This window comes from Enterococcus sp. AZ088, assembly GCF_051714845.1.
Taxonomy (GTDB): domain Bacteria; phylum Bacillota; class Bacilli; order Lactobacillales; family Enterococcaceae; genus Enterococcus; species Enterococcus faecalis.
This window is the reverse complement of the sequence record NZ_JBIOSQ010000001.1, coordinates 2,238,932-2,263,229: the sequence shown is the minus strand read 5'-3', so window position 1 is coordinate 2,263,229 and position 24,298 is coordinate 2,238,932. Positions and strand designations below refer to the sequence as shown.

Sequence of the window (24,298 nt, the reverse complement as noted above, 5' to 3'; positions counted from 1 at the left end):
AGTATATAGTAATTTTTGTTGAAATTCAAATGTTTTTTAGGAGGAAGAGAATGGAAAAGAAAATTTCACCAAATTTAACGCTCTTTGCATTAGCTATCAATGCTTTCGCAATCGGTTCAACAGAATTTATTAGTGTGGGTTTATTACCAATGATTGTTAAAAGTTTTCATATTAGTCTTTCCCAAGCAGGTTTGACTGTTTCTTTATACGCTTTAGGTGTGACGATTGGGGCGCCGTTATTAACAATTTTGACAGGAAAATGGAATCGTCGCTCATTAATGCTGGGGATTATGCTTCTTTTCATTAGTGGGAATTTAATTGCTGCGTTTGCGCCAACGTTTATTATTTTATTGGTAGGGCGGATACTTTCTGCATTGGCGCATGGCATTTTCATGTCTGTTTCGACTGTCATCGCCGCAGATGTTGTGCCGCCATCACGTCGTGCCAGCGCCATTGCTATTATGTTTACGGGCTTAACGGTTGCAACAGTGACTGGTGTACCTTTAGGGACGTTTATTGGGCAACAAACAGCTTGGCATATGTCCTTTCTTTTTATAGCCAGTATTGGCTTGGTGGGACTGATTGCTAGTTATTTTTTAGTTCCCAAAAATTTACCGATACCAGGGAAGGTTGACTTAAAAGGAATCACGCGGATTTTTACGAACAAACCCCTCGTTTTCTCTTTTCTAATTACTGCTTTTGGTTATGGTGGAACGTTTGCTGCATATACGTACTTGTCACCGTTATTGGAAAATTTAGGCTTTTCAGCCAACGCAGTAGTGATTATTTTAGTTATTTATGGCGTAATGGTCGCAATTGGCAATACAGTAGGTGGTCACTGGGCAAATAAAAAACCCTTAGATTCGTTAGTAAAAATGTTTAGCTTATTAATTCTGTCCTTAGTCTTTTTATTTATTACTGTTTTAATGGATAACAGTCTTCTAGGCTTATTAGCAAGTTTGATGTTGGGTCTATTTGCCTTTATGAATGTACCTGGTTTACAACTATATGTTGTAGAATTAGCGGAAAAGTATGTTCCAGAAGATATCACTTTGGCCTCAGCTTTTAATATTGCAGCCTTTAATATTGGGATTACCGTTGGCTCAATGACAGGTGGGGTGGTCACAGATCATTTATCAGTAACATATACACCGATTTTTGGTGGTTTTATCGTGCTAATTGCTGTCTTGTTCGTACTTTATATTCGGAAGCAAGAAGCATAAAAAAACAACTATCTTTAGAAAACTAAAAAAAGCAGCTGGTCACTATGGAACTGACCAGCTGCTTTTTTTTAAGCTTTTTTGCGGAAATAATTCCAGCAAGCAATTAAAACAATTACTAATAAGGTTAACAAGAAAATCAGAGAAATGAGGGAGCCCATCGTTGTCCCCTGAGCAAAATTATCTGCGTGGTCTTGAGCGATATTAATAATCGTCGCTACGATGGCCGTCGCAATAGCGCCAGAAAATTGTTGAAGTGTATTAAATAACGTATTGCCGTCGCCAAAATCTTTCTCCTCTAACAAGCTCATACCAGTCGTCATCATATTACTGTATGCAAAACCTAGACCAATCATATAGGTAACATGTCCAGCGACGAATCCTAATAAAACAGGCATCTCTAGTAAAATTGTTAAAGCTAGCCAACCGATTGTCGCCAAACTTAAGCCAAATAATATAGGTTTTTTAGCGCCGTATTGATCCAACACTCGTCCAGAAAGTGGTGCCAAAATGGCCCCGACTGTAGCACCTGGCAGCATGACTAGCCCAGCTACAAACGCATTTTTTCCAAGGACGATTTGAACAAAGTTTGGTAAGACAAAGGAAATACCTAACAATAAGAATTGACAAACTAAAAAGCCACATAAAAATAAAACAAAGGCGGGATTTTTTAAAATTGTCAAACGAACTAGTGGCTGTTCAGCCGTCGTTGCTCGTTTATAAAAAATAACAAAGCCAATAATGGCTGCCAGAAGTGAAAGCCAGCCAAACAATGTGCCAATTTTACTTAAAAACATCAACAAACCACTAAATAACAGGGCAATACCAATTAAACTAACCAAATCAAGAGTGGTGGTTTTTTTAACAGGTATTTCTGGAATAGCCGATAATCCCATAAACAAAGAAAGTAGTAAAATAGGAATTAAGAATAAAAAGATGGCGTGCCAAGACAGGGAAGATGTTAAGATTCCACCATACGTTGGACCAATGGCTGGAGCAATTGAAGTGGTCAATGTGCCTACCCCCATCATCGTTCCCCGTTTTTCCAGCGGGGTAAAGTTCAAAATAATATGAAACATCAGTGGCAAAGCAATCCCAGTGCTAGCCCCTTGGAAGAGTCGGCCTAATAACAAGATACTGAAAGATGGCGAATAGACATCAATCGCTAAACCAATCAAAAAGAAAAGATTCGCAACGATAAATAAGCGTCTTAGCGAATAGGTTTTTAATAAATAATTGGATAAGGGCACCATGATAGAAATAACTAATAAATAAATCGTTGTCACCCACTGCACGGTACCGGTGGAAACACCAAATTCCTTTGTTAATGTCGGAAAGGTTACATTCATTGCTGTTTCAATTAATACGCCAGCAAAAGACATAATTCCTGTCGCTAAAACGGCAGGGAATAATCGTACGTTTTTTTGTTCCATTTAATCACCTCTATAGTTTTCATTTTTTCGTAAAAAAATAGAAGCAGTTTCTATAAGAATAGAAACCGCCTCTCTCTCGACACGCAATTTGCGTGTTATCTGTACGATTTGTTTACATGTTGCATTGTAAACACTTTTTAGGCAATCGTCAAGCAGAAAATAATTAACGTTGCATGAAGAAACTAATAATTGCAAAAATAGCAATGTGAGCTGGATAGAAAATATAAAAGAAATTCCGCATGCCACGGCCTTTTTCACCATTATAAAGAACAATTGGGATCGCTGCTAAAATCATCATCCATTGGTGGTTCACCCCGAATAGTTCTTGGAAATTATAGCTGGCTGCTGAAATCAACGCAACAACGCCAAGTGCTGAAATTTGTAACCACTTTTTGCCATGGAATAAATAAAAAGCCACAGCCAAGAGAACAAATAAAAACCCACCTTCTGTCATCATTAGTGATGGCACAATCAGATTGAAAATTTGGAAACCAATTAAGATAGCAGGGTTGCTTAATATGTCTGGAGAACTAAAAACAACGAGAGGTAGAGCACTGATTAATAAAGGCACAATAAACCAAAGAAGTCCTTTACCAATTTGTTTTTGTTTAAAATAGTCCATAGACTGCATGTAGACCGTACCTAAAAATAACGTCCCAAAAATATTATTGATAATTAAGCCACCTGTTGAAAAATACGCATTTAAAATGCCGTTCAGAATCCCCATAATCCAGAAGCCTAACAGTAACCGGAACATGTATTTTCGCCGATTGCTTGTGTGAATGAAGCCTTCAGAACTTTCAAATAAGAAAATAGGTGCAGCAATTCGTCCAATCCATCCGAACCAACCAGGCACGCCTAAAAAACTAAAAAATTGCAATAGATGGTCAAAGACCATTGAAATAACCCCAATGACTTTCAAATGAAAGCCAGTTAATGTTTTACCCATAGTATAAACGCCTCTCTTTCATAAAGAACAATATAACAAAGTCCAGAAAAACCAACCATTTATTTGCCTAACAGTTATCTTACAAAATTGTTTGATTTCTTCAGCTTTTGATGAAAGAAAAAAGTGCCAAGACTAGTTTTTATAATTATTCTATGCTATAGTAAAAGTACATTTTAATAAAAAACATTTGGGGTGCTGTTATGGCTGAGATGATACCCATTGAACCTGATGCAGTTAGTACTGTCGCAGGGAAATGCCGATTTACTTTGATTTTTCACGCACTCATTCTGTCCTAGGATGAGTGTGTTTTCTTTTATCAGGGTTTATTTAAGTCACTCCTTTTGCTTTTTGTTAAGAGAAAGGAGTTTTTTTATTGAAAAAATGGTCATTGCAACAAGTCGTCTTACTCGCTTTTTTAGCCTTTTTGTTTGGCGGTGTTTTTATGGGGGCAGGGTTCCTCTATGCGTTATTGAATGCTGCGCTGTTACCATTAGGACTGAGTCCATTTGCCAATGAGCTTTTATTTGGAATGTGGACCATGGTGGCACCAATTGCAGCGATGCTGATTCCACGAGCGGGAAGTGCTGTTTTGGCGGAAGTTTTAGCCGCTTTGGCAGAAATGCTTTATGGTTCGTATTTCGGACCTAGTGTATTAATTTCTGGTGTGATTCAAGGCCTAGGTAGTGAAAGTGGCTTTTTTGTGACACGCTACAAACGGTACGATACACTCACGTTATTTTATAGTGCGATTGGGACGACTATTTTTAGTTATGTGTATGAATACTTTAAGTTTGGTTATGGCAATTACGGTCTGGGGATGAACATTGCTTTAATTAGCGTTCGGTTCGTTTCCATTTGTTTCTTTGGTATTTTCTTAACGAAAGTTATTTTACGAATGTATCAGTCTGCGCAAGGGTTAGCTGTGAAGGCAAAATGAATAGTATCCAATTAAAAGCTGTGTCCTTTTCACGAGAACAACCCTTGTTTGAAAAGACAAATTTAGCAATTCCTCAAGGAACGTTTTCCTTATTAATTGGCGATAGTGGTAGTGGAAAATCAACGCTCTTACGATTGATTGCCGGATTTGCTCCGCTTGATTACCAAGGAGAAATTTTGATTGAAGGAATAGAACGCCGACAATTATCAACTCGTGAAAAGGCGCAAAAAATTGGCATGCTGTTTCAAAATCCCAGTCAACAATTTACAATGAAAACCTTGGAACGAGAACTGATTTTTGCTTTAGAAAATTTAGGAATCTCGCCTGAAGAAATGAATCGAAAAATCCAAACAGCGCTTCAACTTGTTCAGACTCAAACCTTATTCACACGAGAATTAGCTACGTTATCTGGTGGTGAAAAACAAAAAGCGGCGTTGACAGTTCTGCTAGCAATGAACCCAGATATTCTTTTATTAGATGAACCTTTTGCAAGTATTGATCCAACCTCTCGAAAACAATTTATTCAAATATTAGCAAGACTCCATCAAGCAGGCAAAACGATTTTGGTGTGCGACCACGATTTCAGCGATTACGCTGATGTTGTGGACCAAGTCGTCACGTTGAAAAATGGCCAGTTTGAAAAGCAACCGTTGACGTTTATCAAAACAAAACCACAGACATTTCAGCTTACAACTTCTGTGGTAAAACAACCAATGCTCCAATTGAAAAATTTTCGTTTGTCTCAGGGAAAACGAGTGCTACTTGAAGAAAAAGAAGCGCTTTTGTTTAAAGGAATTACCACGTTGACGGGGCCAAATGGGGCGGGAAAATCCACCTTATTAAAAGCCATCGTTCAGAGACAAAAATATCAAGGAAAAATGTTCTTGGCAGGCCGCCGCTTGCGGGCTTCAAAAAAATTGTATCAACACATGACATTAGCGGTGCAACAAGCCAATCGTCAGTTTGTCACGTTGACTTTACGAGAAGAGCTTTTGTTTGGTCAGAACATGACAGCAGAAAAAAGAAGAAAACAAGAGGAAGCCTTAACTTTTTTAGGTTTAAAAGAAAAACTAGAGTACAGTGTTTTTCAACTAAGTGAAGGGCAAAAAAAGATGGTGCAATTAATTAGTTTGCTGAGCTTAGATTTGGACTGTTTACTTTTAGATGAACCTTTTGCTGGATTAGATGAGCGAGCATGCAATTATTTTGTTGAATGGATCAAAGAAAAAAGTGCGCAACAAGATTTTCTAATCGTCACGCATCGGCTAGAACCTCTCTCTGGCGTGAGCAATTACCGAATAGAATTGCTGCAGCAACAACTGATTATCTGGCAGGAGGGAACCACATGCAAATAAAGCAAACAAATGCAGCAATTTATGCTTCTTTGATTCTTATTTTGACCTTTGAATTATCTTTTTCTCAGTCAATTTTGGCAAATTTGGCGGTTTTTATGGGTTGTGTCATTTTTTTAATAGGCCAGCGAAAATCCCGCTTACTGTTTTGGTTATTTTTCTTGCCACTTTTACCAGCAATCGGGACGTTTTGGTCTATTTATTTGCATGGTACGAGTAGTCAACAAGCCTGGCTTTTGTTTAGTCGAACGTATGCCTTTGCCGGTTTAGGACTAGCTTTTGCTGTAGGCGTTGATTTTGAAGAATTATTGTTGTTATTGGAACAAAAGGGGCTAGCACCGAACTTTGTTTATGGAATTTTAGTGGTGGTTCACGCCTTACCGGAAGTGAAAAGAGAAATTAATGATTTAAAAGAAGCAAGCCTACTCCGTGGCAAAACGTTTCATTTTTGGTCGCCGATGCTTTATGTTAAAACACTGCTCGTTGCTGTTTCTTGGCGAGATAAATATACTGAAGCAATGTCTGCCCATGGCTATGAAGAAGGAGCCACCAGAAGTCGAAAAGAGCATTTTGTGTCAGCAAAAGTCAGTCTGGGGCTTGCTATTTTGATCATCATTTTTACCAATTTGTTTATTTTTCTAACGTAAAGGAGAAACCTATGACATTTACAGAACAAGCCAAAGATCAAGCGCAAGCTTCTTGGCAAGGAAGTTTTCAGCATCCTTTTATCACAGAGTTACATGAAGGAACCTTGAGTCCAACGATTTTTCGCTACTATTTAATTCAAGATCATTACTATTTAAAACACTTTAGTCAACTTTATCGCTTGATTGCGGCACAAACGCAACAACCTCGATTGAAAAAATTACTCTTAACAAATGCGGAAAATCTCGCGTTGGGCGAATTAGCTATTCGTGAAACTTTTTTTGAAGAACTAGCAATTACGGAAGAAGAAGTTGCAGCGACACCGATTGCACCAACCGCTTATCACTATGTTTCTCATATGTATCGCCAACTTATTGAAGGAACGCCTAAGACGGCCGCAGCAAGTATGTTGCCTTGTTCTTGGCTCTATCAAGAAATTGGTGCACAGTTAGTCAAACAACACTCACCAGAGCCACTGTACCAACGTTGGATTGAAACCTATGCTGGGGAGGAAGCGTACCAACACGTCCAAGAGGAACGCCAACTGTTAGACCAATTATATGAAGAAAGTTCACCACAAGAACAAGCAGCTATGATCACCGCTTTTGTTATCAGCAGTGAGATGGAATACGCTTTTTGGGAAATGGCCTATACACACGAAACCTGGATTGGTTAATGCAAAAACAAGTCGTTTAGTGCTCGTAACTAACGACTTGTTTTTGCATTAGAACGCAGTAATTGTCAGTTGCTTTTTTGACAGGGCGTGATAAGATATTCAGTGACGCAAAATCTGTTATAACTCGTTTAGTAATAACAGAAACGCCTTGCTAAGAAAGGACTGTAGAAGCCTCATGAATTATCCAGAACCGATTGCAAAATTGATTGAAAGTTATATGAAATTACCAGGAATTGGTCAAAAAACAGCGACACGGCTTGCTTTTTATACAATTGATATGAAAGAAGAAGATGCTAATGCTTTTGCAAAAGCGCTAATTAGTGTCAAGAGAGATCTCCATTTCTGTAGTATTTGCGGAAATATTACTGAAGAAGATCCTTGTGAAATTTGCCAAGATAAAAATCGTGACCGTAGTATTATTTTAGTAGTGGAAGAACCAAAAGACGTTATGGCAATGGAAAAAATGCGTGAATATCAAGGTTTGTATCACGTACTCCACGGGGTGCTTTCACCGATGGAAGGAACAGGACCAGAAGATATTAATATTGCCTCTTTGATCAAACGATTGCACGATGATGAAGTGAAAGAGGTCATTATAGCAACCAACGCTACCACTGAAGGAGAAGCGACGGCGATGTATTTATCACGGCTCATTAAACCAGCTGGAATCACCGTTACTCGTTTGGCACACGGCTTGTCTGTCGGCAGCGATATTGAATATGCAGACGAAATAACCTTGCTAAAAGCAGTCGAAGGACGTCGAGAAATTTAAAAGAAACATCGTTGGAAAAAGAAGTTGAAATCGAAGTAGGTCGTTTCTGTGAGAAAATGTCGCAGTTCAAGCTTTTCCGTACTTCTTTTTCAGTTTCTTTTTTTCAGCGGATGCATCACTTTAAATAGGACATAAGGATTTCAATTAGACTGATAGAGCAAGATGAAGTATAATAGATACAAGTAAAAATTGATTGGAGTTTTCGCACGTGCAGGGTATTTTTATCACATTTGAAGGTCCAGATGGCGCTGGCAAAACCAGTGTTTTGAAGGAAGTTTCTGAAAGATTAGCTAAAGAGTCAAAACGAAAAATTGTCACCACAAGAGAACCAGGCGGCATACCGATTGCCGAAAAGATTCGAACAGTTATTTTAGATCCAAGAAATGACAGAATGGATGAGCGAACAGAAGCTTTACTTTACGCAGCTGCTCGTCGTCAACATTTAGTGGAAAAAATCTTGCCAGCTTTGGAAGCGGGTCATTTAGTCCTATGTGATCGTTTTGTTGACAGCTCATTAGCCTACCAAGGCGCTGGGCGTAGAATTGGGATTGCCCCCATTGCTTCAATTAATGCGTTTGCGACAGAAGGTGTCTCACCAGATTTTACAATTTATTTAGACGTTGACTCAGATACTGGCTTACGGCGGATTCAAGAAAATCGAACACAGCAAATTGATCGCTTAGATTCAGAAGGATTAGAATTTCATCAACGTGTTCGTCATGAATATTTGAAATTAGCAGAAGAAAATCCACAACGGATCAAAAAGATTGATGCACGGATGAGTTTAGAACTTGTAGTAGAAGCAACGTATCAGGCGATTATTGGACGTTATCCAGAAAACTTTTAATTATAGGAAGGTGTAGACCATGAAGATTATTTTAGCCATTGTACAAGACAAAGATAGTAACCGATTAGCCAACGAATTTATTGATGCCAATATTCGTGCTACAAAATTATCCTCAACAGGTGGATTCTTAAAAGCGGGAAACAGCACATTTATTATTGGGATTGATGATGAACGTGTCGACGAAACATTAGCTTTAATTAAAGAAACATGTCAATCAAGAAAACAATATGTTTCAACACCTGTGACTTTAGATATCACAATGGATGGCCAAATTCCTTATCCTGTGGAAGTTGAAGTAGGCGGCGCTACTTGCTTCGTCTTACCAGTTGAAGGATTCCATCAATATTAAGATGAATGAAGCACAACAGCTACAGCAAATGCAACCTTTGCTGTACAAGCAACTCCAAAAAAGTTTTGAGCATGGTCGTCTTGCCCATGCTTATCTTTTTGAAGGAGATACAGGAACTGGAAAACAAGAATTTGGCTTATGGATGGCGAAACATGTCTTTTGTACGAATTTAGTAAATCAACAGCCTTGTAACGAATGCCATAATTGTGTGCGGATTAATGAAAATGAACATCCAGATGTTTTAAGAATTGCGCCAGATGGGCAAACCATCAAAGTGAACCAAATCCGTGAATTAAAAGCGGAGTTTTCTAAAAGTGGGGTCGAGACTGCTAAAAAAGTTTTCTTAATTCAAGAAGCAGATAAAATGAGTACCGGCGCAGCCAATAGTCTCTTAAAATTTTTAGAAGAACCAGAAGGACAAATTTTAGCTATTTTAGAAACCACTTCGCTTTCTCGAATTTTACCAACGATTCAATCACGATGCCAAACCTTACATTTTCAACCATTAGTCAAAAAAACATTAATTGATCGCTTAATCAAACAGGGGATTGGTGAAAAGACTGCAACCCTTTTAGCTGAGCTGACAAATAGTTTTGAGAAAGCAGTTGAAATCTCTCAAGATGAATGGTTTAATGAAGCTAGGGAAATCATTTTGCAATGGTTTAATTATCTAAAAAGTAATGATTTACAGGCATTTATCTACGTTCAGAAGAAAATGGTCAAAGTATTTAAGGAAAAAGAACAACAAGCGCTTAGCTTTGACTTGCTCATGGTTTATTACCGTCAATTATTGGAAGAAAGTGTTGCGACACAGCAAGCCAAAAAAGTAACGGAAGAGCAGGCGGAACGGTTGGCGCTAATTTTGAAAGCACGCCAAAAATGGACTGCCAATGTTAGTTGGCAAAATGTTTGTGAACAATTAGTTATCCAAATGATTCACCCTAAATCATAAAGGAAAAAAGTGCCAAGTGGCATTCAGTTTCATAATATAGTAGGAACTTAGTTGTTTCACAAGTTCCTTAACCGATTGAAGCGACGTTCACTTGAACTAGATTAGGAGGAATAAAATGGTAGAAGTAGTAGGAGTTCGCTTCCGTGAAGCCGGTCATATCTATTATTTTGCTCCTGGAAAATCTGAGTATATTTATAATGAGAAAGTACTCGTTGAATCTCAACAGTCAAAACAATTAGCTACTGTTGCTATTCCTAAAAAAACAGTCGATTCAGACGATTTACCAGAGGACCTAAAACCCATTTTAAATAAAGCAACAGCCAATGATTTAGAAAAAGAACAAAAAAATTTGGCTGATGCAGAAGCTGCCAAAAGCATTGCCAATGAAAAAATTCGAGCTCATGACTTAAAAATGAAATTAGTGCGAGTAGAATATACCTTCGATCGTAGCAAAATGATTTTTTACTTTACGGCAGATGGGCGAATTGATTTTCGTGAATTAGTCAAAGACTTAGCGGCTATTTTCCGGACGCGAATTGAGTTACGTCAAATTGGTGTCCGAGATGAAGCGAAAATATTAGGTGGCATTGGCCCTTGTGGCAGACAACTGTGTTGCTCAACATTTCTAGGAGATTTTATGCCAGTTTCAATCAAAATGGCTAAAGATCAAGGGTTATCTTTAAATCCTGTCAAAATTTCGGGATTATGTGGCCGCTTAATGTGTTGTTTGAAATATGAAAACGACGAATATGAAGCCGCTAAAAAAGAATTACCAGATTATGGAAAAGAAGTAATAACACCAGATGGCAAAGGCAAAGTCGTCGGGTTGAATCTATTAAGTCGGATTGTCAAAGTTCGTCTGCATGGTCGTGAAATCGCAGCGGATTATGATTACGAAGAAATCAAAGAAGCTACTGCGAAAGTTGCTGCTGAAAAAGGTGATCAAAATGGATAAACGTTCGCTCTATGATGGATTAAATTCGTTGGAAACTGATTTAGACAGTTCAGTGACACAATTAAGAGAAATTAAAGCAGCACTCCATGAGTTGGTAGAAAAAAATACCACGTTGGAAATCGAAAACCAACGCTTACGAGAGCATCTCCAAGAACTGAATAAGTTAGCAGGAAATACAACTGAAACTGAAAAACAAGAGCTATCAAAATCACGTATGAATTTGGAAAAACTTTATGAAGAGGGCTTCCATGTCTGCAATATTTTATATGGTTCAAGACGTGAAAATGATGAAGAATGTGCCTTTTGTCTTGATGTTATTTATGGGGAACGTACGCGTTAAGTCTAGTGGACACTGCAAATAAAAAGGAAAGGTTTGGTTTGACAGTCAATCGATTGTCAAATCAAACCTTTATCTATTTATAGAACGAAAAAGGAAAATGAGGGATGCGCTATGCAAAAACAGAAAAGTTTTGATAAGCAAACAACAAAAGGAAAATTGTATCTTGTCCCAACACCGATCGGCAATTTAGAAGATATGAGTATTCGTTGTTTAAACATATTGAAAGAAGCAACGGTGATTGCTAGTGAAGACACAAGAAACACACAAAAATTGCTAAATCATTTTGAGATTACAACACCACAAATTAGTTTACACGAACATAATTACAAAGAGCGAATTCCTCAACTGATTACACGATTGCTGAGTGGTGAAACGATTGCCCAAGTTAGCGATGCAGGTATGCCTTCAATTAGTGATCCTGGTCATGAATTGGTTACAGCATGTCTTGAAGAAGAACTGGCAGTGATTGCCTTGCCAGGACCTACGGCAGGAATGACCGCCTTGATTGCCTCGGGTCTTTTACCACAGCCATTTACGTTTTATGGTTTTTTACCAAGAAAGAAAAAAGAACAGAAAGACGTGTTATCAGCATTAAAAGAAGAACGGCCGACACAGATTTTTTATGAGTCCCCCTATCGGATTGCTAAAACGGTAGCAACGTTTGCTGAAGTCTATGGTCAAGAACGCCCCGCTGTGATTTGTCGAGAATTAACGAAACTTCATGAAGAGTATTTGCGTGGTACCTTAGGTGAACTAACAGAATATTTAGCAGAAAATACGCTAAAAGGCGAGTGTTGTTTATTAGTTAGCGGATTTACTGGTGAGAAAGAGACAATAGCAGCAATGCCAGCTATTTCCCTCAAGGAACATGTGCAAGTTTTAATGGAGGAAGAGGGACGGAGTTCCAAAGAGGCAATCAAAGAAGTGGCCAAATTGAGAAATGTAAAAAAACAAGAAGTATATAAAGAATATCATTCCATTTAAAAAAGGAGAGAAACATGAGTAATTTATTGCGAGCAGAAGGCGTGTCTTATCAAGTAAATGGTCGTAGCATTCTTTCTGATATTGATTTGTCATTTGAAACAGGCAGCAATACAACAATTGTTGGTCCTTCAGGTAGCGGGAAAAGTACATTTTTAAAAATTTTATCTTCATTATTAAGTCCTACAGAAGGCGAAATTTTTTATCAAGAAGCGCCAATTACTACAATGCCAATCGAAACATACCGCCAAAAGGTTTCTTATTGTTTTCAGCAGCCAACTTTATTTGGTGAAACCGTGTATGATAATTTATTATTTCCATTTACCGTCAGACAAGAAGCGTTTAATCAGGAAAAAGTCGTGGCATTACTCCAACAAGTGAAATTGCCCGCTGCTTATCTTGAAAAGAAAATAGCTGAACTCTCTGGTGGTGAGCGACAACGGGTTGCTTTGCTACGAAACATTATTTTTGTACCAGATGTTTTATTATTAGACGAAGTTACAACGGGATTAGATGAAGAAAGCAAACAGATTGTCAATCAATTGTTAAACCAATTAAACAAAGAGCAAGGAGTCACGCTGGTTCGTGTCACGCATGATACCGAAGAAATTCAGCAAGCACAGCAAGTGATTCGTATTGTAGCAGGAAAGGTGGCGCCGACAGATGGATTTAGCAGTTAATAATTTATCCTTATTTTTTTCAGCCATGCTAGTGGTGGTCGCATTAATTATTAGTACTAAAGAAAAATTAGGTTTTACCAAAGATATTATTATTAGTGTGATTCGAGCAGTCATTCAATTAGTCGCAGTCGGCTATTTATTAAAATATGTTTTTCAAGTCAATAACCTGATTTTAACGCTCATCATGGTTTTGGTGATTGTTTCCAACGCAGCCTTTAATGCAAAAAAACGCAGCCAGCAATTACAAAAGGGCTTTTTGATTTCTTTCATTGCAATTGGTTGTAGTACAGGAATTACCATTGGTATTTTGATTTTTTCTGGTTCTATTAAATTTATTCCTTCTCAAATCATTCCTATCAGTGGGATGATTGCCAGCAATTCGATGGTGGCAATTGGTTTATGCTATCGCAATTTAGATACTCTTTTTCAAAACCAACGGCAAGCGGTAATGGAGAAACTAGCATTAGGTGCAACTATCAAACTCGCCTCTTTACCAATCATCCAACAAAGTGTGAAAACCGGGATGGCGCCGACGATTGATTCTGCCAAAACTGTCGGAATTGTTAGTTTGCCTGGGATGATGTCAGGCTTGATTTTTGCGGGCGTTGATCCGGTCCATGCGATAAAATATCAGATTATGGTGACTTTTATGTTGCTATCAGCAACAAGTATTGGTTCAGTGATTGCAACTTATCTTGCCTATAAAGGCTACTATAATCAACAAAAACAATTGGTTGTTTAATTAAAAAGCTGGAAATCTGTGTTTATAACTTCACGGATTTTCAGCTTTTTCTGGTTGAAATAAAGAAGTTTCAATTTGAAAAAGAACGGACGTTCGTATATAATGGAGGGAGGAGGCGAATCAAAATGATGAGCGAATTACGTTTTCCCTTAAAAAAAGATACGTCGAGAAAAATTATACATATAGATATGGACGCGTTTTTTGCTTCAGTTGAAGAACGAGATCATCCAGAGTTAGTAGGACATCCGTTAGTTATTGCGCGCCATCCAAGTGATACTGGGGGCAAAGGAGTGGTGACCACAGCGAATTATATTGCTCGACAGTACGGTATTCACTCGGCTATGAGTGCTCAAAAGGCGTATGAACTATGTCCAAGTGCCATTTTTAAGCCAGGTAATTATCAGAAATATAGTGAAATTTCTCAAGAAATCCGTGAAATTTTTCGCCGCTATACAGATGTGATTGAACCAGTATCTATTGACGAAGCGTATTTAGATGTAACTGAAAATAAGGTCAACAGTAAGTCGGCTATTAAAATTGCGAAAATGATCCAATATGATATTTGGCATGAATTGCAGTTAACTTGCTCGGCAGGTGTTAGTTACAATAAGTTTTTAGCCAAGTTAGCATCAGATTTTCAGAAACCAAAGGGCCTGACGGTTGTCTTACCAGAAGAGGCCGAAGATTTTTTGAAAGCATTACCGATTGAAGATTTCCACGGAATCGGCAAAAAAACAGTGCCCAAAATGCATGAACTAGGGATTTTTACTGGAGCAGATTTATACAAGCAAGATGAGATGACGTTGATTCGGTTATTCGGTAAAATGGGTTATTCATTGTATCGTAAAGTCCGCGGTATCCATGATGCGCCAGTTCAAGTGACTAGAGATCGTAAGTCGGTAGGCAAGGAACATACTTACGGCACCCCTTTAACGACGGAAGAGCAGGTTACGGCTCAATTGAGACAATTAGCAGCAGGTGTTGAGCGTGCATTGCAACGAGTGCAAAAACATGGCAAAACAGTAGTCCTGAAAGTTCGTTATACTGACTATACGACGATTACGAAACGTGTGACATTACCTGAATATATTTCTAAAAAAGAAGAACTTTTCTATCAAGCGAATTTAATTTGGGAAGATATTTTAGGTTTAGAACAAGGAATCCGTTTATTAGGCATTACTTTAACGAATTTAGATCCACTAGCGTATGAAAACATTGTTTTACCTTTATGGGAAAAAAGTTAGCCCTTTAGACACATCCTCAAGAGATGGCTAAAGGGCTAACTTTTTTAAATTGATTTTTTGATTTGTTCATAAGACGTTTCGGCGTCATGACATTTTTCCCAAATAACAGCTTTGCCAGCAGCAAGTGATTTGGGTACATCAATAATCCGTTGATTACTACTGCCACGAAATTGTAAATTTAAATTACGTTTTGCCAGTTCAAAGCGCCCATCAACTAAAATGTCAATTGAATGGAGTAGTTCAAGCTTATCAGGCGTTTCTAAAAGTAGTTCTTCAAAGGTATACCCAGACCAAGACCAGATATCTTTGGCTGAGCCAAATGTTTCCCGCACACGTTTGACTACACTAAGACAAACATCTGTATTCAGAAAAGGTTCACCACCCAAAAGAGTCAAACCTTGGACATAGTCATGGGACAAATCTTCAATAATTTGATTCATTAAAGATTCTGTAAACGGCGTACCGTAATTGAAATTTTGGACAGCTTTGTTAAAACAACCTTCACAAGCAAAGAGACAGCCACTCACGTATAAACTATTGCGTACACCTTCGCCATCAACAAAGTTGAACGCTTTGTAATCGGCAATCTTTTTTTGGCTGTAGTCTTCGGTTTTCCATTCTTGTGGTTTCGGATTACGCATCAGCAAAACTTCTTTCTATAGAATAATCGAGTTTAATTTTTTAAATGTTTCACACGAGAGGAAATTTCTTTGTGCCGACCGTGTACCATTGGGCGAGCTTGTGGGTTACCTAAATAACCACAAGTCCGTTTAACGACATCACAAGTCTTAGGATCATGATTGCCACATTCTGGACATTCAAAGCCACGTTCAGTTGGATGGAAGTCCCCTTCAAAACCACAGGCATAACAATGATCAATTGGCGTATTGGTTCCTAAATAGCCAACTTTGTCATAAGCGTAATCCCAGACAGCTTCAAGTGCTTTGGGATTTTGCTGTAACATGGGGTATTCACAGTAGTGGATAAAACCACCAGAACAGTATTTTGGATAATCCTTTTCAAAATCAAGTTTTTCAAAAGGCGTTGGATTTTTGCGTACATCATAATGGAAACTATTTGTGTAATATTCTTTATCTGTAATATTTTCGACGATGCCAAATTTTTCAGTATCTAAACGGCAAAAACGGTCAGTCAAGCTTTCGCTCGGTGTAGAGTAGACACTAAAATGATAGCCGTATTCGTTGCCCCAGTTGTCGGCATTTTTTTTCAGTTCTTTTAAAATATCCAGTGTAAAGTTTTTGGCCTCTTGATTGTCCTCCCAAGCACCGCCGTAAAAGGCAGAAGCCACTTCATACAAGCCAATATAGCCAAGCGAAACCGTGGCACGTTTGTTTTTAAACAGTTCATCTACGGCATCCTGTGTAGCTAAACGTTTTCCAAATGCACCATACATGTATAAAATCGGTGCATTCGCTGGTTTAGCTTCTTTAACACGTTCAACCCGATAAACCAAAGCATCTTTAACGATCGCTAAACGTTCATTTAAAATTTGCCAGAACTTTTCTTGGCTTCCTTGCGCTTCTAAAGCGATTCTTGGTAAGTTCAAGGTCACAACGCCTAAATTCATTCGGCCAACATTTACTTCTTCACCTTGTTCGTCTTTCCAGCCTTGTAAAAAGGAACGACAGCCCATTGGTACCTTAAAACTACCTGTTAGTTCAACGATTTTATCATAGTTTAAAACATCAGGATACATGCGTTTCGTTGCGCATTCCAGTGCCAGTTGTTTAATATCGTAGTTTGGATCAGTAGGTTGCGCATTGACGCCGCGTTTAATTGTGAAAATCAGTTTTGGGAAAATAGCTGTTCGTTTTTCAATCCCTAAACCATTAATTCGGATTTGTAAAATCGCCCGTTGAATTTCTCGCTCAAACCAGTTGGTACCTAAACCAAATCCCAGAGAAGTAAAAGGGGTTTGTCCATTGGAAGTAAATAAAGTATTAATTTCATACTCAAGACTTTGCATGGCATCAAAAATATCTTTTTTCGTTTTCTTCTGAGCGAATGCTTTTTGGCGTTCTTCTCCTTCAATCCATTCTTGCGCATCTGCTAAATGTTTTTCATAATTACGTTCTGCAAAAGGCGCTAATAATTCATCAATCCGATCGGCAGAGCATCCACCATATTGACTGGAAGCTACATTGGCAATAATTTGAGAAATTTGTGCAGTGGCCGTTTGAATTGATTTTGGTGATTCGACATCAGCGTTCCCAATTTTAAAGCCATTGTTTAGCATGCCTTTAAAATCAATTAAACAGCAGTTTGTCATGGGCGTATATGGATGATAATCTAAATCGTGGTAATGAATGTCGCCTTTTTGATGGGCATTAGCCACGTGTGAAGGCAACATCTTTAAACCAATTGATTTTCCAACAATCCCAGCGGTTAGATCACGTTGCGTATTAAAAACGTCACTGTCTTTGTTGGCATTTTCGTTCACGACAGTCTGATCTTTATTAATTAATTTGCCGATAGATACATTAATATCAGTCGCTTTACTACGCTCAAAATCACGTTGGGTTCTGTAATGAATGTATTCTTCGGCTAAGGCATATTCGTTGTTGGATAGCAGAGTATGTTCCACAATATTTTGAATTTCATAAATTTTTACGTTATTGGTAAAACGTTCGGCAATTTCTCGATTGACATCGGCAACAATCGATTGGACTTTTTGATGTGTCAAAGGAGTGACTTGGTCATGTATTTTTTGTTCAGCTTTGATCAAAGCGTCGTATATTTTTTGATCATCGAAAGTCACTAAACGACCATCTCGTTTGACGACTTTAATTGTTGAGAGATTAACATCCTCGGCTTTTTCATCAGTAATCTTCATCATTTTATCCAGCTCCTTATATCTCGTTAGTAACTATCCTAATACAAAGGTCGGCTAAATTCAATCGATATATTGCGTATTTTTAGTAAAATATCACTAGACAAACACTATATATTGTGCTTGTGTTGTTTTGAAAAAATATGAAAACAAATGAAGAAAAGGATTGAGCAAATTTTTTTGCGTGAAAAAAATTCTTTGTCCAAATTAAAAAACAGCAAAGAGTTTTTTGCCAAATTGCTAAAAGCAACACTAAAAAATAACAATTATTAAATAATAATTGTTTGCGGATTTATTCGCGAAATGCCAATTATTCTTTGACTACCGAACGATATTGTAAGATAAAACGATGTTCATTCAGATTTTTTCTTGGTAAAATAAGAGTAATAACAAAACGTTGGAGCGAGAAAAATGAAAAAAATTGTAGAAGTAAACCATGTCAGCAAGACATATGGTCGTTTAAATAATAAAACAGAAGTATTAGATAATATTTCGTTTACCGTTGATGAAGGCGAATTTGTGGGGATTATGGGTCCCAGCGGTGCTGGGAAATCAACACTGTTGAATGTCTTATCCTCGATTATTTTGCCAACCGCAGGAATCGTGCGCATCGCCGGACAAGATATTTTAAAAATGCGAGATAATCAATTAAGTGATTTTCGGAGAAACGAAATGGGGTTTATTTTTCAATCGTTTAACCTAATTGATACGTTAAATGTGAAGGACAATATTCTGTTGCCTTTAGCTGTAGAAAAAGTTTCATTAGAAGAAATGGATAAACGTTTGTTACATGTGACTTCGATTTTGGGGATTCAGGAGCTTTTATCTGCTTATCCACCAGAGATATCTGTGGGACAAAAACAACGGGTAGCAGCTGCTCGTGCTTTGATTACGAACCCTAAAATTATTTTTGCAGATGAACCAACTGGCTCGCTGGATTCAAAATCAGCAACAGAATTGTTGAAATATTTAGCTGAAATTAATCTACATGATGATGCCACAATTTTGATGGTGACACATGACCCGTACACGGCCAGTTTTTGCAATCGCATCTTGTTCATTAAAGACGGTGCGATTTTCTCAGAAGTTGTTCGTCAAGGATCACGTAAGGAATTTTTTAATCGTGTGATAGATATGCAAGCAACGATTGGTGGAGGCGGGCGCGCAAATGATTTTTAAACTATCATTAAAAAATTTAAAAGCTCATGTACCTAATTATCTGGTTTATTACATTAGTATGACTTTTGCAGCGGTCGTTTATTATTGTTTCCGTGCGATTGCTTACAACCAGCCTCTTGTCGCAGGTGCAGGCCGTGATATCGAAATTAAGCGATCTTTAGGACTCGGTAGTACCTTAGTCACCATTATTATTTTGGGCTTTATGTTGGCAGCAAATCGTTTTTTTATAGGAAAACGTAGCCAAGAAATTGGCTTGTATCGATTAATTGGCTTGAGAAAGAGCCAAGTTTCACTAATTTTTTTAGTAGAAAATTTAGTTTTAGGCTTTGTTTCACTAATTAATGGAATTATTTTAGGAGTGATTTTCACCAAGTTGTTTTCAATGATTTTAGCCAAAGTTATGTTTTTAGAAGTCCCCAGTTTCTTCTATATTTCTTGGCGTTCCGTTATTGAAACCGGTGTAGCTTTTGCATTTATGATTTTGATTGTCTGCTTAAGAAGTATTTGGATGATTTATCGTTATCCATTGTCGCAGCTTATGCACCAAGAAAAAATTGGTCAAATTAATTATAGTCGTTTAACGAAACGGCGGCAGTTTCTAGGTATTTTAGGACCTATTTGTTTACTGGCTGGTTATTTTATTGCGTTTGATTTTCGGAATTTAGCGACAGGTATTGTGTATAAACAATTAAATGATTCATTGGATATCTCGATTCCAATGATTATTACATTGACGCCTTTTATCATTTTGGGTCTCTGTGTGGTGGGAACTTATTTATTTTTCCGTTATACCATGTATTTTATCATTCGCTTATTTAATCATAGAAAAAAATGGTATTACCAAGATTTACGCATGATTACTTTAGGCAATGCCAAACGCTACTTATTTAAAAGTAGCAAAACACTCACTGGTTTGACCTTGTTAATTGCGACAGCCTTGAGTGGGATTGGCGTGATGGTTTTTGTGTATACGATTAGTATGCACACGGTCAACAGTGATGGCCCCGTGGACTTTTTAGTTTCACAGGAAAGCTATCCTAAATTGAAGAAAGTTCTCGATGAAGCGAAGGACACCAAAATAAAAAATGAAGTGACACTTTCTTATAAAATTACTGGAATTGAACGAAGTTTGCGAATTGGTCAAGCGCAAGAGGAACAAGAAACGATTGAAGCAGTTAATGTTTTATCCTTCTCAAATTACCGCAACTATCAAAAAATTAATCCTTATTTAAACGATTTACATTTAAAAAATGACCAAAGTGTTATCTATATTGATAGCTTTACCAATATTTTAAGTGGTATGTCTCGTTATGAATCGAAACTGCAATTTGTTGAAGGAGAGAAGGCACAACTGCAACAAGTGCTGCCTAACTATCTAGGCAATTTTTTATTGCAATATTCCTTACCAACGATTGTCGTTTCCGATGCCCTTTATCAGAAAGTGACAAAAAATTCCATTCAGTATCAGATTAACGCCGTAAATGTTGACACGAAAAGCCGTGAAAAACTTTATGAAGCCGTAAATAAACAGATTGCCACAGAATGGCAAGCGCCAATTTTGTATAAGTATGAAAAAAATAACCAGCAGTTGAGTGGTTTTGCCAAACAAATGCCTAACGAAGAGGTAAAGAATACGCAAGATGATGTCACAGAAACTTGGCGGCTAAATATGAATGATCGCTACGCCTCTTTACGCTATGAACGAAAAATTAACGGCTTGACTTTATATGTCTCCATGTTTGTGGCAATTTTAGCGTTGTTTATTACGGGCAGTATTTTGATGTTACGACAACTGTTTTCAGCTGTAAGTGAGCGTCAAGATTACGTGACTTTAAAACGGATGGGTGTTTCTAGTAAAGCGATAACTAAGCAAATTTATCGACAGAATAGTTTGATTTTCTTTCCGCCGATGGTCATTGGGATTTTGCATACTACCTTTGCCATTTATTTGCTAAGCCAATTTATTAAGAGTCCAGGATATTTGTTAGTATATCTTTCTTGTGGAATCTTAATAATTGTTTATCTAATTTTTTATATTTTAACGTCTGCCATTTATGCGCGGATGATTCGACACATCCATTTTTAAAAAACTGTAAAAGCCGTTGTGAAGCGGTTTTTACAGTTTCTTTATGCGAAAAAATTATGAGAGTTCCGTTTATGAAAATCATGAAAATTTAAGAAGTGACGAAATTGTTAGTTTTTTTATTAAATTGTAAGAAATTTCAATGGACTTTGCTGAAATATAGCATAAAATAATGGATAGCGATTAACCTTAGGAGGTGAATGATAATGAAAACAACTTTTCAGAAAATTCTCAATAACGAAAGTCTTAAATTCATCGGTAAAACGTTATTTTATTCTTTCATTGTCATTGCATTAATTTATCTTTATCATTATAAGAATATCAATGGAGGAACCTTCATTTATAACGAGTTTTAAGGAGGCGGCTATACATGGAAAAAGTAATTAATATGATTCAAACGATTGATGAATGGGCACGTAAAGAACCCCAACGTCCTGTTTATTTAACCGAAGAAAAAGTCTCTACGTATGGAGAGTTAAAAGAAAAGTCAGACAATCTAGCCGCTTATTTAGCTGAGCTGAAAACGGACAAGTCAGCGATTGTCGTATACGGAGAATTAGATTTTGAAATGATTGTGAGTTTTTTAGGCGCATCGAAAGCTGGTTTTAGCTATATCCCCATTGATGCACATACACCAAAAGAACGCATTGAACTAATTCTAAACGTAGCCAAACCAACCGCAGTGATTGCTGTGCATGAATGGCCTGAGTTAGCCACTGAAGTGCCAGTAATTACGGCGGAAGAATTAACAGAAATGATGATGCATGCACCCCGGCATGCGCCTGCGTTAATACCTGTCACAGGAGCAAGTAATTACTATATCATTTTCACTTCAGGGACAACTGGCGTACCAAAGGGTGTGCAAATCAGCCATGATAATTTAGTTAGCTTTACGAATTGGTTGTTGCAAGATTTTGGTTTAGAAGAAGGGGCCCGCTTTTTAGCACAGGCACCTTATTCGTTTGATTTATCGGTGATGTCTATTTATCCCGCATTGGCGTTAGGCGGCTCATTAACTCCGTTACCCAATGAAATCATTAACGATTTTAAACAATTATTTACGCGTTTGCCACAATTAACAATCGACGTCTGGGTTTCAACACCGTCCTTTATTGAATTGTGTCTAATGGAACCAAGCTTCGATGGTGAACATCTACCAGCACTGCGCACGTTTTTATTCTGTGGAGAAGAATTGCCAAAACCAACGGCTGAGAAATTAGCCGCTCGTTTCCCAACTGCGCATATTTATAATACGTATGGGCCGACAGAAGCGACTGTAGCGATTAGTGCCATTGAAATCACTCAAGAAGTTTTAAAAAGTGTCCAACGTTTACCAATCGGGTATGTGAAAGAGGATACGCAAATTTATATTATGGAAGGCATGTCAAAATTACCTGCAGGTGAAATTGGTGAAATCGTCATTGCTGGACCAAGTGTTTCCAAAGGCTATCTAAATAATCCTGCGAAAACAGCTGAAGCTTTTTTCCAATTAGATGGCGTACCAGCTTATCGCACAGGCGATGCTGGAAAGTTAGTCGATAACCTATTGCAGTATGAGGGACGCTTAGATTTTCAAATTAAATTGCATGGCTACCGCATTGAGTTAGAAGAAGTGGATCATCACTTAACGAATGTTTCCTACGTGAAACAAGCAGTCGTTGTGCCGAAATATCAAGGAAATAAAGTCCAACAATTAATTGCCTATGTCGTTCCGCAAGCACATGAATTTTCAAGTGATTTTCAATTAACTAAGGCAATTAAACAAGAATTAGCCACGTTGACAATGGACTATATGATTCCGCAAAAATTTGTATATGTTGAACAATTACCTTTGACAAGTAATGGCAAAATTGATCGGAAAGGGTTGATGAATGAGGTGAATGCCACATGATGAATTTTCCTCATATGATTCCCTATAATGCACCGTATTACTTTGTTCTGCTAATTGCGGCCTTGTTGCCGATGATTTTAACTTTAGCCATTAAAGGGACACGTTGGCCTTGGTATCAAACGCTCGTGACACTGGTCTTTCTATATATCAGTTTTGGTGGCGAATTTTGGCAACAAGGAGTCGCTCTGATTGTATATGTTATTTATCAAACGTTACTAACGTGGGGCTATGCGGCTTATCGAAAAAATAAAAATGCAGGTTGGGTCTTTTATCTGGCTGTCTTTTTAGCTATATTACCGCTTGTTTGGGTGAAAGTTTCTCCCTTCATGACAGGCAAAACAACCTTACTTGGCTTTTTAGGGATTTCTTATTTAACCTTTAAAGCGGTCCAAGTGGTCATGGATTTACGGGATGGCGTAATGAAAGAATATCATCCGTTTCGTTACATTCAGTTTCTCTTGTTTTTCCCGACTATTTCTTCAGGACCCATCGATCGTTATCGGCGCTTTGAAAAAGATTTGAAAAACCCGCCGAGTGCGGAGAAATATTTAGACTTTTTAGAAAAAGGAATTTTTTATTTATTTCTAGGATTTTTATATAAGTTTATTATCAGTCATTATCTTGGTGGTGTCTTTTTACCACATGTGGAAAAAATGGCCTTGGCACAAGGTGGTTTATCTTGGTGGACAGTCGGCTATATGTATAATTACAGTTTGTATCTATTCTTTGATTTCGCAGGCTATAGTTTACTGGCCGTTGGCACAAGTTATTTAATGGGCTATGATACACCAATGAACTTTAACAAACCGTTCCTAAGTTGGAATATTAAAGAATTCTGGAATCGTTGGCACATGACCTTATCTTTTTGGTTCCGTGATTACATTTACATGCGCTTAATGTTTTTCTTAATGAAAAAGAAAGTCTTTAAGAGTCGGATTGTGACTTCTAATATTGGTTACTTTGCGTTGTTCTTAATCATGGGCATTTGGCATGGATTAACGTGGTTCTACATCGCTTATGGGCTCTACCATGCAACACTAATTTGTGTAACAGATGCTTGGCTACGTTTTAAGAAAAAACATAAAGACAAGATACCATCAAACAAATTTACACATGCATTTGCAGTCTTTTTAACTTTCCAAGCGGTTTGTGTCAGCTTCCTGATTTTCTCAGGATTTTTAGACAAACTATGGTTTAAATAAACAAAAATAAAAATATAA

24 protein-coding genes and 1 riboswitch are annotated in these 24,298 nt (G+C 37.6%); of the genes, 20 read left to right on the top strand and 4 right to left on the bottom strand.

The genetic code is table 11. From position 1 onward, the window contains the following. The first annotated feature begins 50 nt into the window (after positions 1 to 50). Positions 51 to 1,223, top strand: coding sequence for an MFS transporter (locus IGL17_RS10875; protein ID WP_016618086.1), 1,173 nt, complete (start codon positions 51 to 53; stop codon positions 1,221 to 1,223). A 68-nt stretch (positions 1,224 to 1,291) separates the two neighbouring features. Here IGL17_RS10875 and IGL17_RS10870 read toward each other — a convergent pair whose 3' ends face one another. Together IGL17_RS10870 and IGL17_RS10865 are read right to left on the bottom strand one after the other, a co-directional pair. After that, on the bottom strand, positions 1,292 to 2,653 hold the full coding sequence (locus IGL17_RS10870) for an MFS transporter (protein WP_016616052.1): 1,362 nt from the start codon (positions 2,651 to 2,653) through the stop codon (positions 1,292 to 1,294). 163 nt (positions 2,654 to 2,816) lie between these two features. Further along, entirely contained in the window at positions 2,817 to 3,602 is a 786-nt protein-coding gene (locus tag IGL17_RS10865; RefSeq protein WP_002374038.1) for a TraX family protein, read from the bottom strand. 178 nt (positions 3,603 to 3,780) lie between these two features. Next, positions 3,781 to 3,871, top strand: a riboswitch (TPP riboswitch). Positions 3,872 to 3,975: 104 nt separating this feature from the next. Between IGL17_RS10865 and IGL17_RS10860 the strand changes: the two genes are divergently transcribed. From IGL17_RS10860 to dinB, 14 genes are all read left to right on the top strand, one after another. Next, a complete protein-coding gene (locus IGL17_RS10860) occupies positions 3,976 to 4,539 on the top strand; it encodes an ECF transporter S component (RefSeq protein WP_002359429.1) in 564 nt (187 codons plus the stop codon). After that, on the top strand, positions 4,536 to 5,894 hold the full coding sequence (locus tag IGL17_RS10855; protein WP_016618087.1) for an ABC transporter ATP-binding protein: 1,359 nt from the start codon (positions 4,536 to 4,538) through the stop codon (positions 5,892 to 5,894). The genes IGL17_RS10860 and IGL17_RS10855 overlap by 4 nt, the downstream gene beginning before the upstream one ends. Further along, the gene (locus IGL17_RS10850) at positions 5,885 to 6,538 is read left to right on the top strand and encodes a CbiQ family ECF transporter T component (protein ID WP_002405259.1); all 654 of its coding nucleotides are present in this window, start codon (positions 5,885 to 5,887) and stop codon (positions 6,536 to 6,538) included. The genes IGL17_RS10855 and IGL17_RS10850 overlap by 10 nt, the downstream gene beginning before the upstream one ends. An 11-nt stretch (positions 6,539 to 6,549) precedes the next feature. Next, on the top strand, positions 6,550 to 7,212 hold the full coding sequence (tenA, locus tag IGL17_RS10845; protein WP_002379778.1) for a thiaminase II: 663 nt from the start codon (positions 6,550 to 6,552) through the stop codon (positions 7,210 to 7,212). 175 nt (positions 7,213 to 7,387) lie between these two features. Further along, a complete protein-coding gene (gene recR / locus IGL17_RS10840; protein WP_002356363.1) occupies positions 7,388 to 7,984 on the top strand; it encodes a recombination mediator RecR in 597 nt (198 codons plus the stop codon). A 208-nt stretch (positions 7,985 to 8,192) separates the two neighbouring features. Beyond that, the gene (gene tmk / locus IGL17_RS10835; protein WP_002382493.1) at positions 8,193 to 8,831 is read left to right on the top strand and encodes a dTMP kinase; all 639 of its coding nucleotides are present in this window, start codon (positions 8,193 to 8,195) and stop codon (positions 8,829 to 8,831) included. A gap of 19 nt (positions 8,832 to 8,850) precedes the next feature. Continuing rightward, on the top strand, positions 8,851 to 9,180 hold the full coding sequence (locus IGL17_RS10830; RefSeq protein WP_002356367.1) for a cyclic-di-AMP receptor: 330 nt from the start codon (positions 8,851 to 8,853) through the stop codon (positions 9,178 to 9,180). Position 9,181: 1 nt separating this feature from the next. Continuing rightward, positions 9,182 to 10,132, top strand: a complete 951-nt coding sequence (holB, locus tag IGL17_RS10825; RefSeq protein WP_002384059.1) for a DNA polymerase III subunit delta' — start codon at positions 9,182 to 9,184, stop codon at positions 10,130 to 10,132. A gap of 115 nt (positions 10,133 to 10,247) precedes the next feature. Beyond that, a complete protein-coding gene (locus IGL17_RS10820) occupies positions 10,248 to 11,087 on the top strand; it encodes a PSP1 domain-containing protein (protein WP_002356371.1) in 840 nt (279 codons plus the stop codon). Continuing rightward, positions 11,080 to 11,427 (top strand): DNA replication initiation control protein YabA, encoded by a 348-nt coding sequence (locus tag IGL17_RS10815; protein ID WP_002356372.1) that lies wholly within the window; start codon positions 11,080 to 11,082, stop codon positions 11,425 to 11,427. The genes IGL17_RS10820 and IGL17_RS10815 overlap by 8 nt, the downstream gene beginning before the upstream one ends. A 111-nt stretch (positions 11,428 to 11,538) precedes the next feature. Continuing rightward, a complete protein-coding gene (gene rsmI, locus IGL17_RS10810) occupies positions 11,539 to 12,411 on the top strand; it encodes a 16S rRNA (cytidine(1402)-2'-O)-methyltransferase (RefSeq protein ID WP_002356373.1) in 873 nt (290 codons plus the stop codon). 14 nt (positions 12,412 to 12,425) lie between these two features. Then, positions 12,426 to 13,088, top strand: coding sequence for an ABC transporter ATP-binding protein (locus IGL17_RS10805; RefSeq protein ID WP_002356375.1), 663 nt, complete (start codon positions 12,426 to 12,428; stop codon positions 13,086 to 13,088). Beyond that, complete coding sequence (locus IGL17_RS10800) at positions 13,072 to 13,830, top strand: ABC transporter permease (protein WP_002356377.1); 759 nt, start codon at positions 13,072 to 13,074, stop codon at positions 13,828 to 13,830. The genes IGL17_RS10805 and IGL17_RS10800 overlap by 17 nt, the downstream gene beginning before the upstream one ends. A 128-nt stretch (positions 13,831 to 13,958) precedes the next feature. Beyond that, on the top strand, positions 13,959 to 15,074 hold the full coding sequence (gene dinB, locus IGL17_RS10795; protein WP_023894966.1) for a DNA polymerase IV: 1,116 nt from the start codon (positions 13,959 to 13,961) through the stop codon (positions 15,072 to 15,074). 44 nt (positions 15,075 to 15,118) lie between these two features. Here dinB and nrdG read toward each other — a convergent pair whose 3' ends face one another. Both nrdG and nrdD read right to left on the bottom strand, forming a co-directional pair. Continuing rightward, positions 15,119 to 15,715, bottom strand: coding sequence for an anaerobic ribonucleoside-triphosphate reductase activating protein (nrdG, locus tag IGL17_RS10790; protein WP_002356379.1), 597 nt, complete (start codon positions 15,713 to 15,715; stop codon positions 15,119 to 15,121). Between the two features lie 32 nt (positions 15,716 to 15,747). Continuing rightward, positions 15,748 to 17,931, bottom strand: a complete 2,184-nt coding sequence (nrdD, locus tag IGL17_RS10785) for an anaerobic ribonucleoside-triphosphate reductase (RefSeq protein ID WP_002382497.1) — start codon at positions 17,929 to 17,931, stop codon at positions 15,748 to 15,750. Positions 17,932 to 18,336: 405 nt separating this feature from the next. On the opposite strand from nrdD, the gene IGL17_RS10780 reads away from it, so the two are divergent. From IGL17_RS10780 to dltB, 5 genes are all read left to right on the top strand, one after another. Further along, complete coding sequence (locus tag IGL17_RS10780; protein WP_002356382.1) at positions 18,337 to 19,104, top strand: ABC transporter ATP-binding protein; 768 nt, start codon at positions 18,337 to 18,339, stop codon at positions 19,102 to 19,104. Further along, entirely contained in the window at positions 19,094 to 21,190 is a 2,097-nt protein-coding gene (locus tag IGL17_RS10775; protein WP_016618088.1) for an ABC transporter permease, read from the top strand. The genes IGL17_RS10780 and IGL17_RS10775 overlap by 11 nt, the downstream gene beginning before the upstream one ends. A gap of 203 nt (positions 21,191 to 21,393) precedes the next feature. After that, entirely contained in the window at positions 21,394 to 21,543 is a 150-nt protein-coding gene (locus IGL17_RS10770) for a teichoic acid D-Ala incorporation-associated protein DltX (RefSeq protein ID WP_002356384.1), read from the top strand. 14 nt (positions 21,544 to 21,557) lie between these two features. Next, positions 21,558 to 23,078, top strand: coding sequence for a D-alanine--poly(phosphoribitol) ligase subunit DltA (dltA, locus tag IGL17_RS10765; protein ID WP_002359445.1), 1,521 nt, complete (start codon positions 21,558 to 21,560; stop codon positions 23,076 to 23,078). Continuing rightward, positions 23,075 to 24,280 carry a D-alanyl-lipoteichoic acid biosynthesis protein DltB gene (gene dltB / locus IGL17_RS10760; protein ID WP_002382500.1) on the top strand — a complete coding sequence of 402 codons (1,206 nt, stop codon included), beginning with the start codon at positions 23,075 to 23,077 and terminating at the stop codon, positions 24,278 to 24,280. Before dltA ends, dltB begins: the two co-directional genes overlap by 4 nt. Positions 24,281 to 24,298 lie beyond the last annotated feature (18 nt).

Excerpts from the sequence above, each read along its gene's own strand:
- IGL17_RS10875 (WP_016618086.1), top strand. The coding sequence starts at position 51 with ATGGAAAAGAAAATTTCACCAAATTTAACGCTCTTTGCATTAGCTATC.
- IGL17_RS10870 (WP_016616052.1), bottom strand. The coding sequence starts at position 2,653 with ATGGAACAAAAAAACGTACGATTATTCCCTGCCGTTTTAGCGACAGGA.
- IGL17_RS10865 (WP_002374038.1), bottom strand. The coding sequence starts at position 3,602 with ATGGGTAAAACATTAACTGGCTTTCATTTGAAAGTCATTGGGGTTATT.
- IGL17_RS10855 (WP_016618087.1), top strand. The coding sequence starts at position 4,536 with ATGAATAGTATCCAATTAAAAGCTGTGTCCTTTTCACGAGAACAACCC.
- IGL17_RS10850 (WP_002405259.1), top strand. The coding sequence starts at position 5,885 with ATGCAAATAAAGCAAACAAATGCAGCAATTTATGCTTCTTTGATTCTT.
- tenA (WP_002379778.1), top strand. The coding sequence starts at position 6,550 with ATGACATTTACAGAACAAGCCAAAGATCAAGCGCAAGCTTCTTGGCAA.
- recR (WP_002356363.1), top strand. The coding sequence starts at position 7,388 with ATGAATTATCCAGAACCGATTGCAAAATTGATTGAAAGTTATATGAAA.
- IGL17_RS10830 (WP_002356367.1), top strand. The coding sequence starts at position 8,851 with ATGAAGATTATTTTAGCCATTGTACAAGACAAAGATAGTAACCGATTA.
- holB (WP_002384059.1), top strand. The coding sequence starts at position 9,182 with ATGAATGAAGCACAACAGCTACAGCAAATGCAACCTTTGCTGTACAAG.
- IGL17_RS10820 (WP_002356371.1), top strand. The coding sequence starts at position 10,248 with ATGGTAGAAGTAGTAGGAGTTCGCTTCCGTGAAGCCGGTCATATCTAT.
- IGL17_RS10815 (WP_002356372.1), top strand. The coding sequence starts at position 11,080 with ATGGATAAACGTTCGCTCTATGATGGATTAAATTCGTTGGAAACTGAT.
- rsmI (WP_002356373.1), top strand. The coding sequence starts at position 11,539 with ATGCAAAAACAGAAAAGTTTTGATAAGCAAACAACAAAAGGAAAATTG.
- IGL17_RS10805 (WP_002356375.1), top strand. The coding sequence starts at position 12,426 with ATGAGTAATTTATTGCGAGCAGAAGGCGTGTCTTATCAAGTAAATGGT.
- IGL17_RS10800 (WP_002356377.1), top strand. The coding sequence starts at position 13,072 with ATGGATTTAGCAGTTAATAATTTATCCTTATTTTTTTCAGCCATGCTA.
- dinB (WP_023894966.1), top strand. The coding sequence starts at position 13,959 with ATGAGCGAATTACGTTTTCCCTTAAAAAAAGATACGTCGAGAAAAATT.
- nrdG (WP_002356379.1), bottom strand. The coding sequence starts at position 15,715 with ATGCGTAATCCGAAACCACAAGAATGGAAAACCGAAGACTACAGCCAA.
- nrdD (WP_002382497.1), bottom strand. The coding sequence starts at position 17,931 with ATGATGAAGATTACTGATGAAAAAGCCGAGGATGTTAATCTCTCAACA.
- IGL17_RS10780 (WP_002356382.1), top strand. The coding sequence starts at position 18,337 with ATGAAAAAAATTGTAGAAGTAAACCATGTCAGCAAGACATATGGTCGT.
- IGL17_RS10775 (WP_016618088.1), top strand. The coding sequence starts at position 19,094 with ATGATTTTTAAACTATCATTAAAAAATTTAAAAGCTCATGTACCTAAT.
- IGL17_RS10770 (WP_002356384.1), top strand. The coding sequence starts at position 21,394 with ATGAAAACAACTTTTCAGAAAATTCTCAATAACGAAAGTCTTAAATTC.
- dltA (WP_002359445.1), top strand. The coding sequence starts at position 21,558 with ATGGAAAAAGTAATTAATATGATTCAAACGATTGATGAATGGGCACGT.
- dltB (WP_002382500.1), top strand. The coding sequence starts at position 23,075 with ATGATGAATTTTCCTCATATGATTCCCTATAATGCACCGTATTACTTT.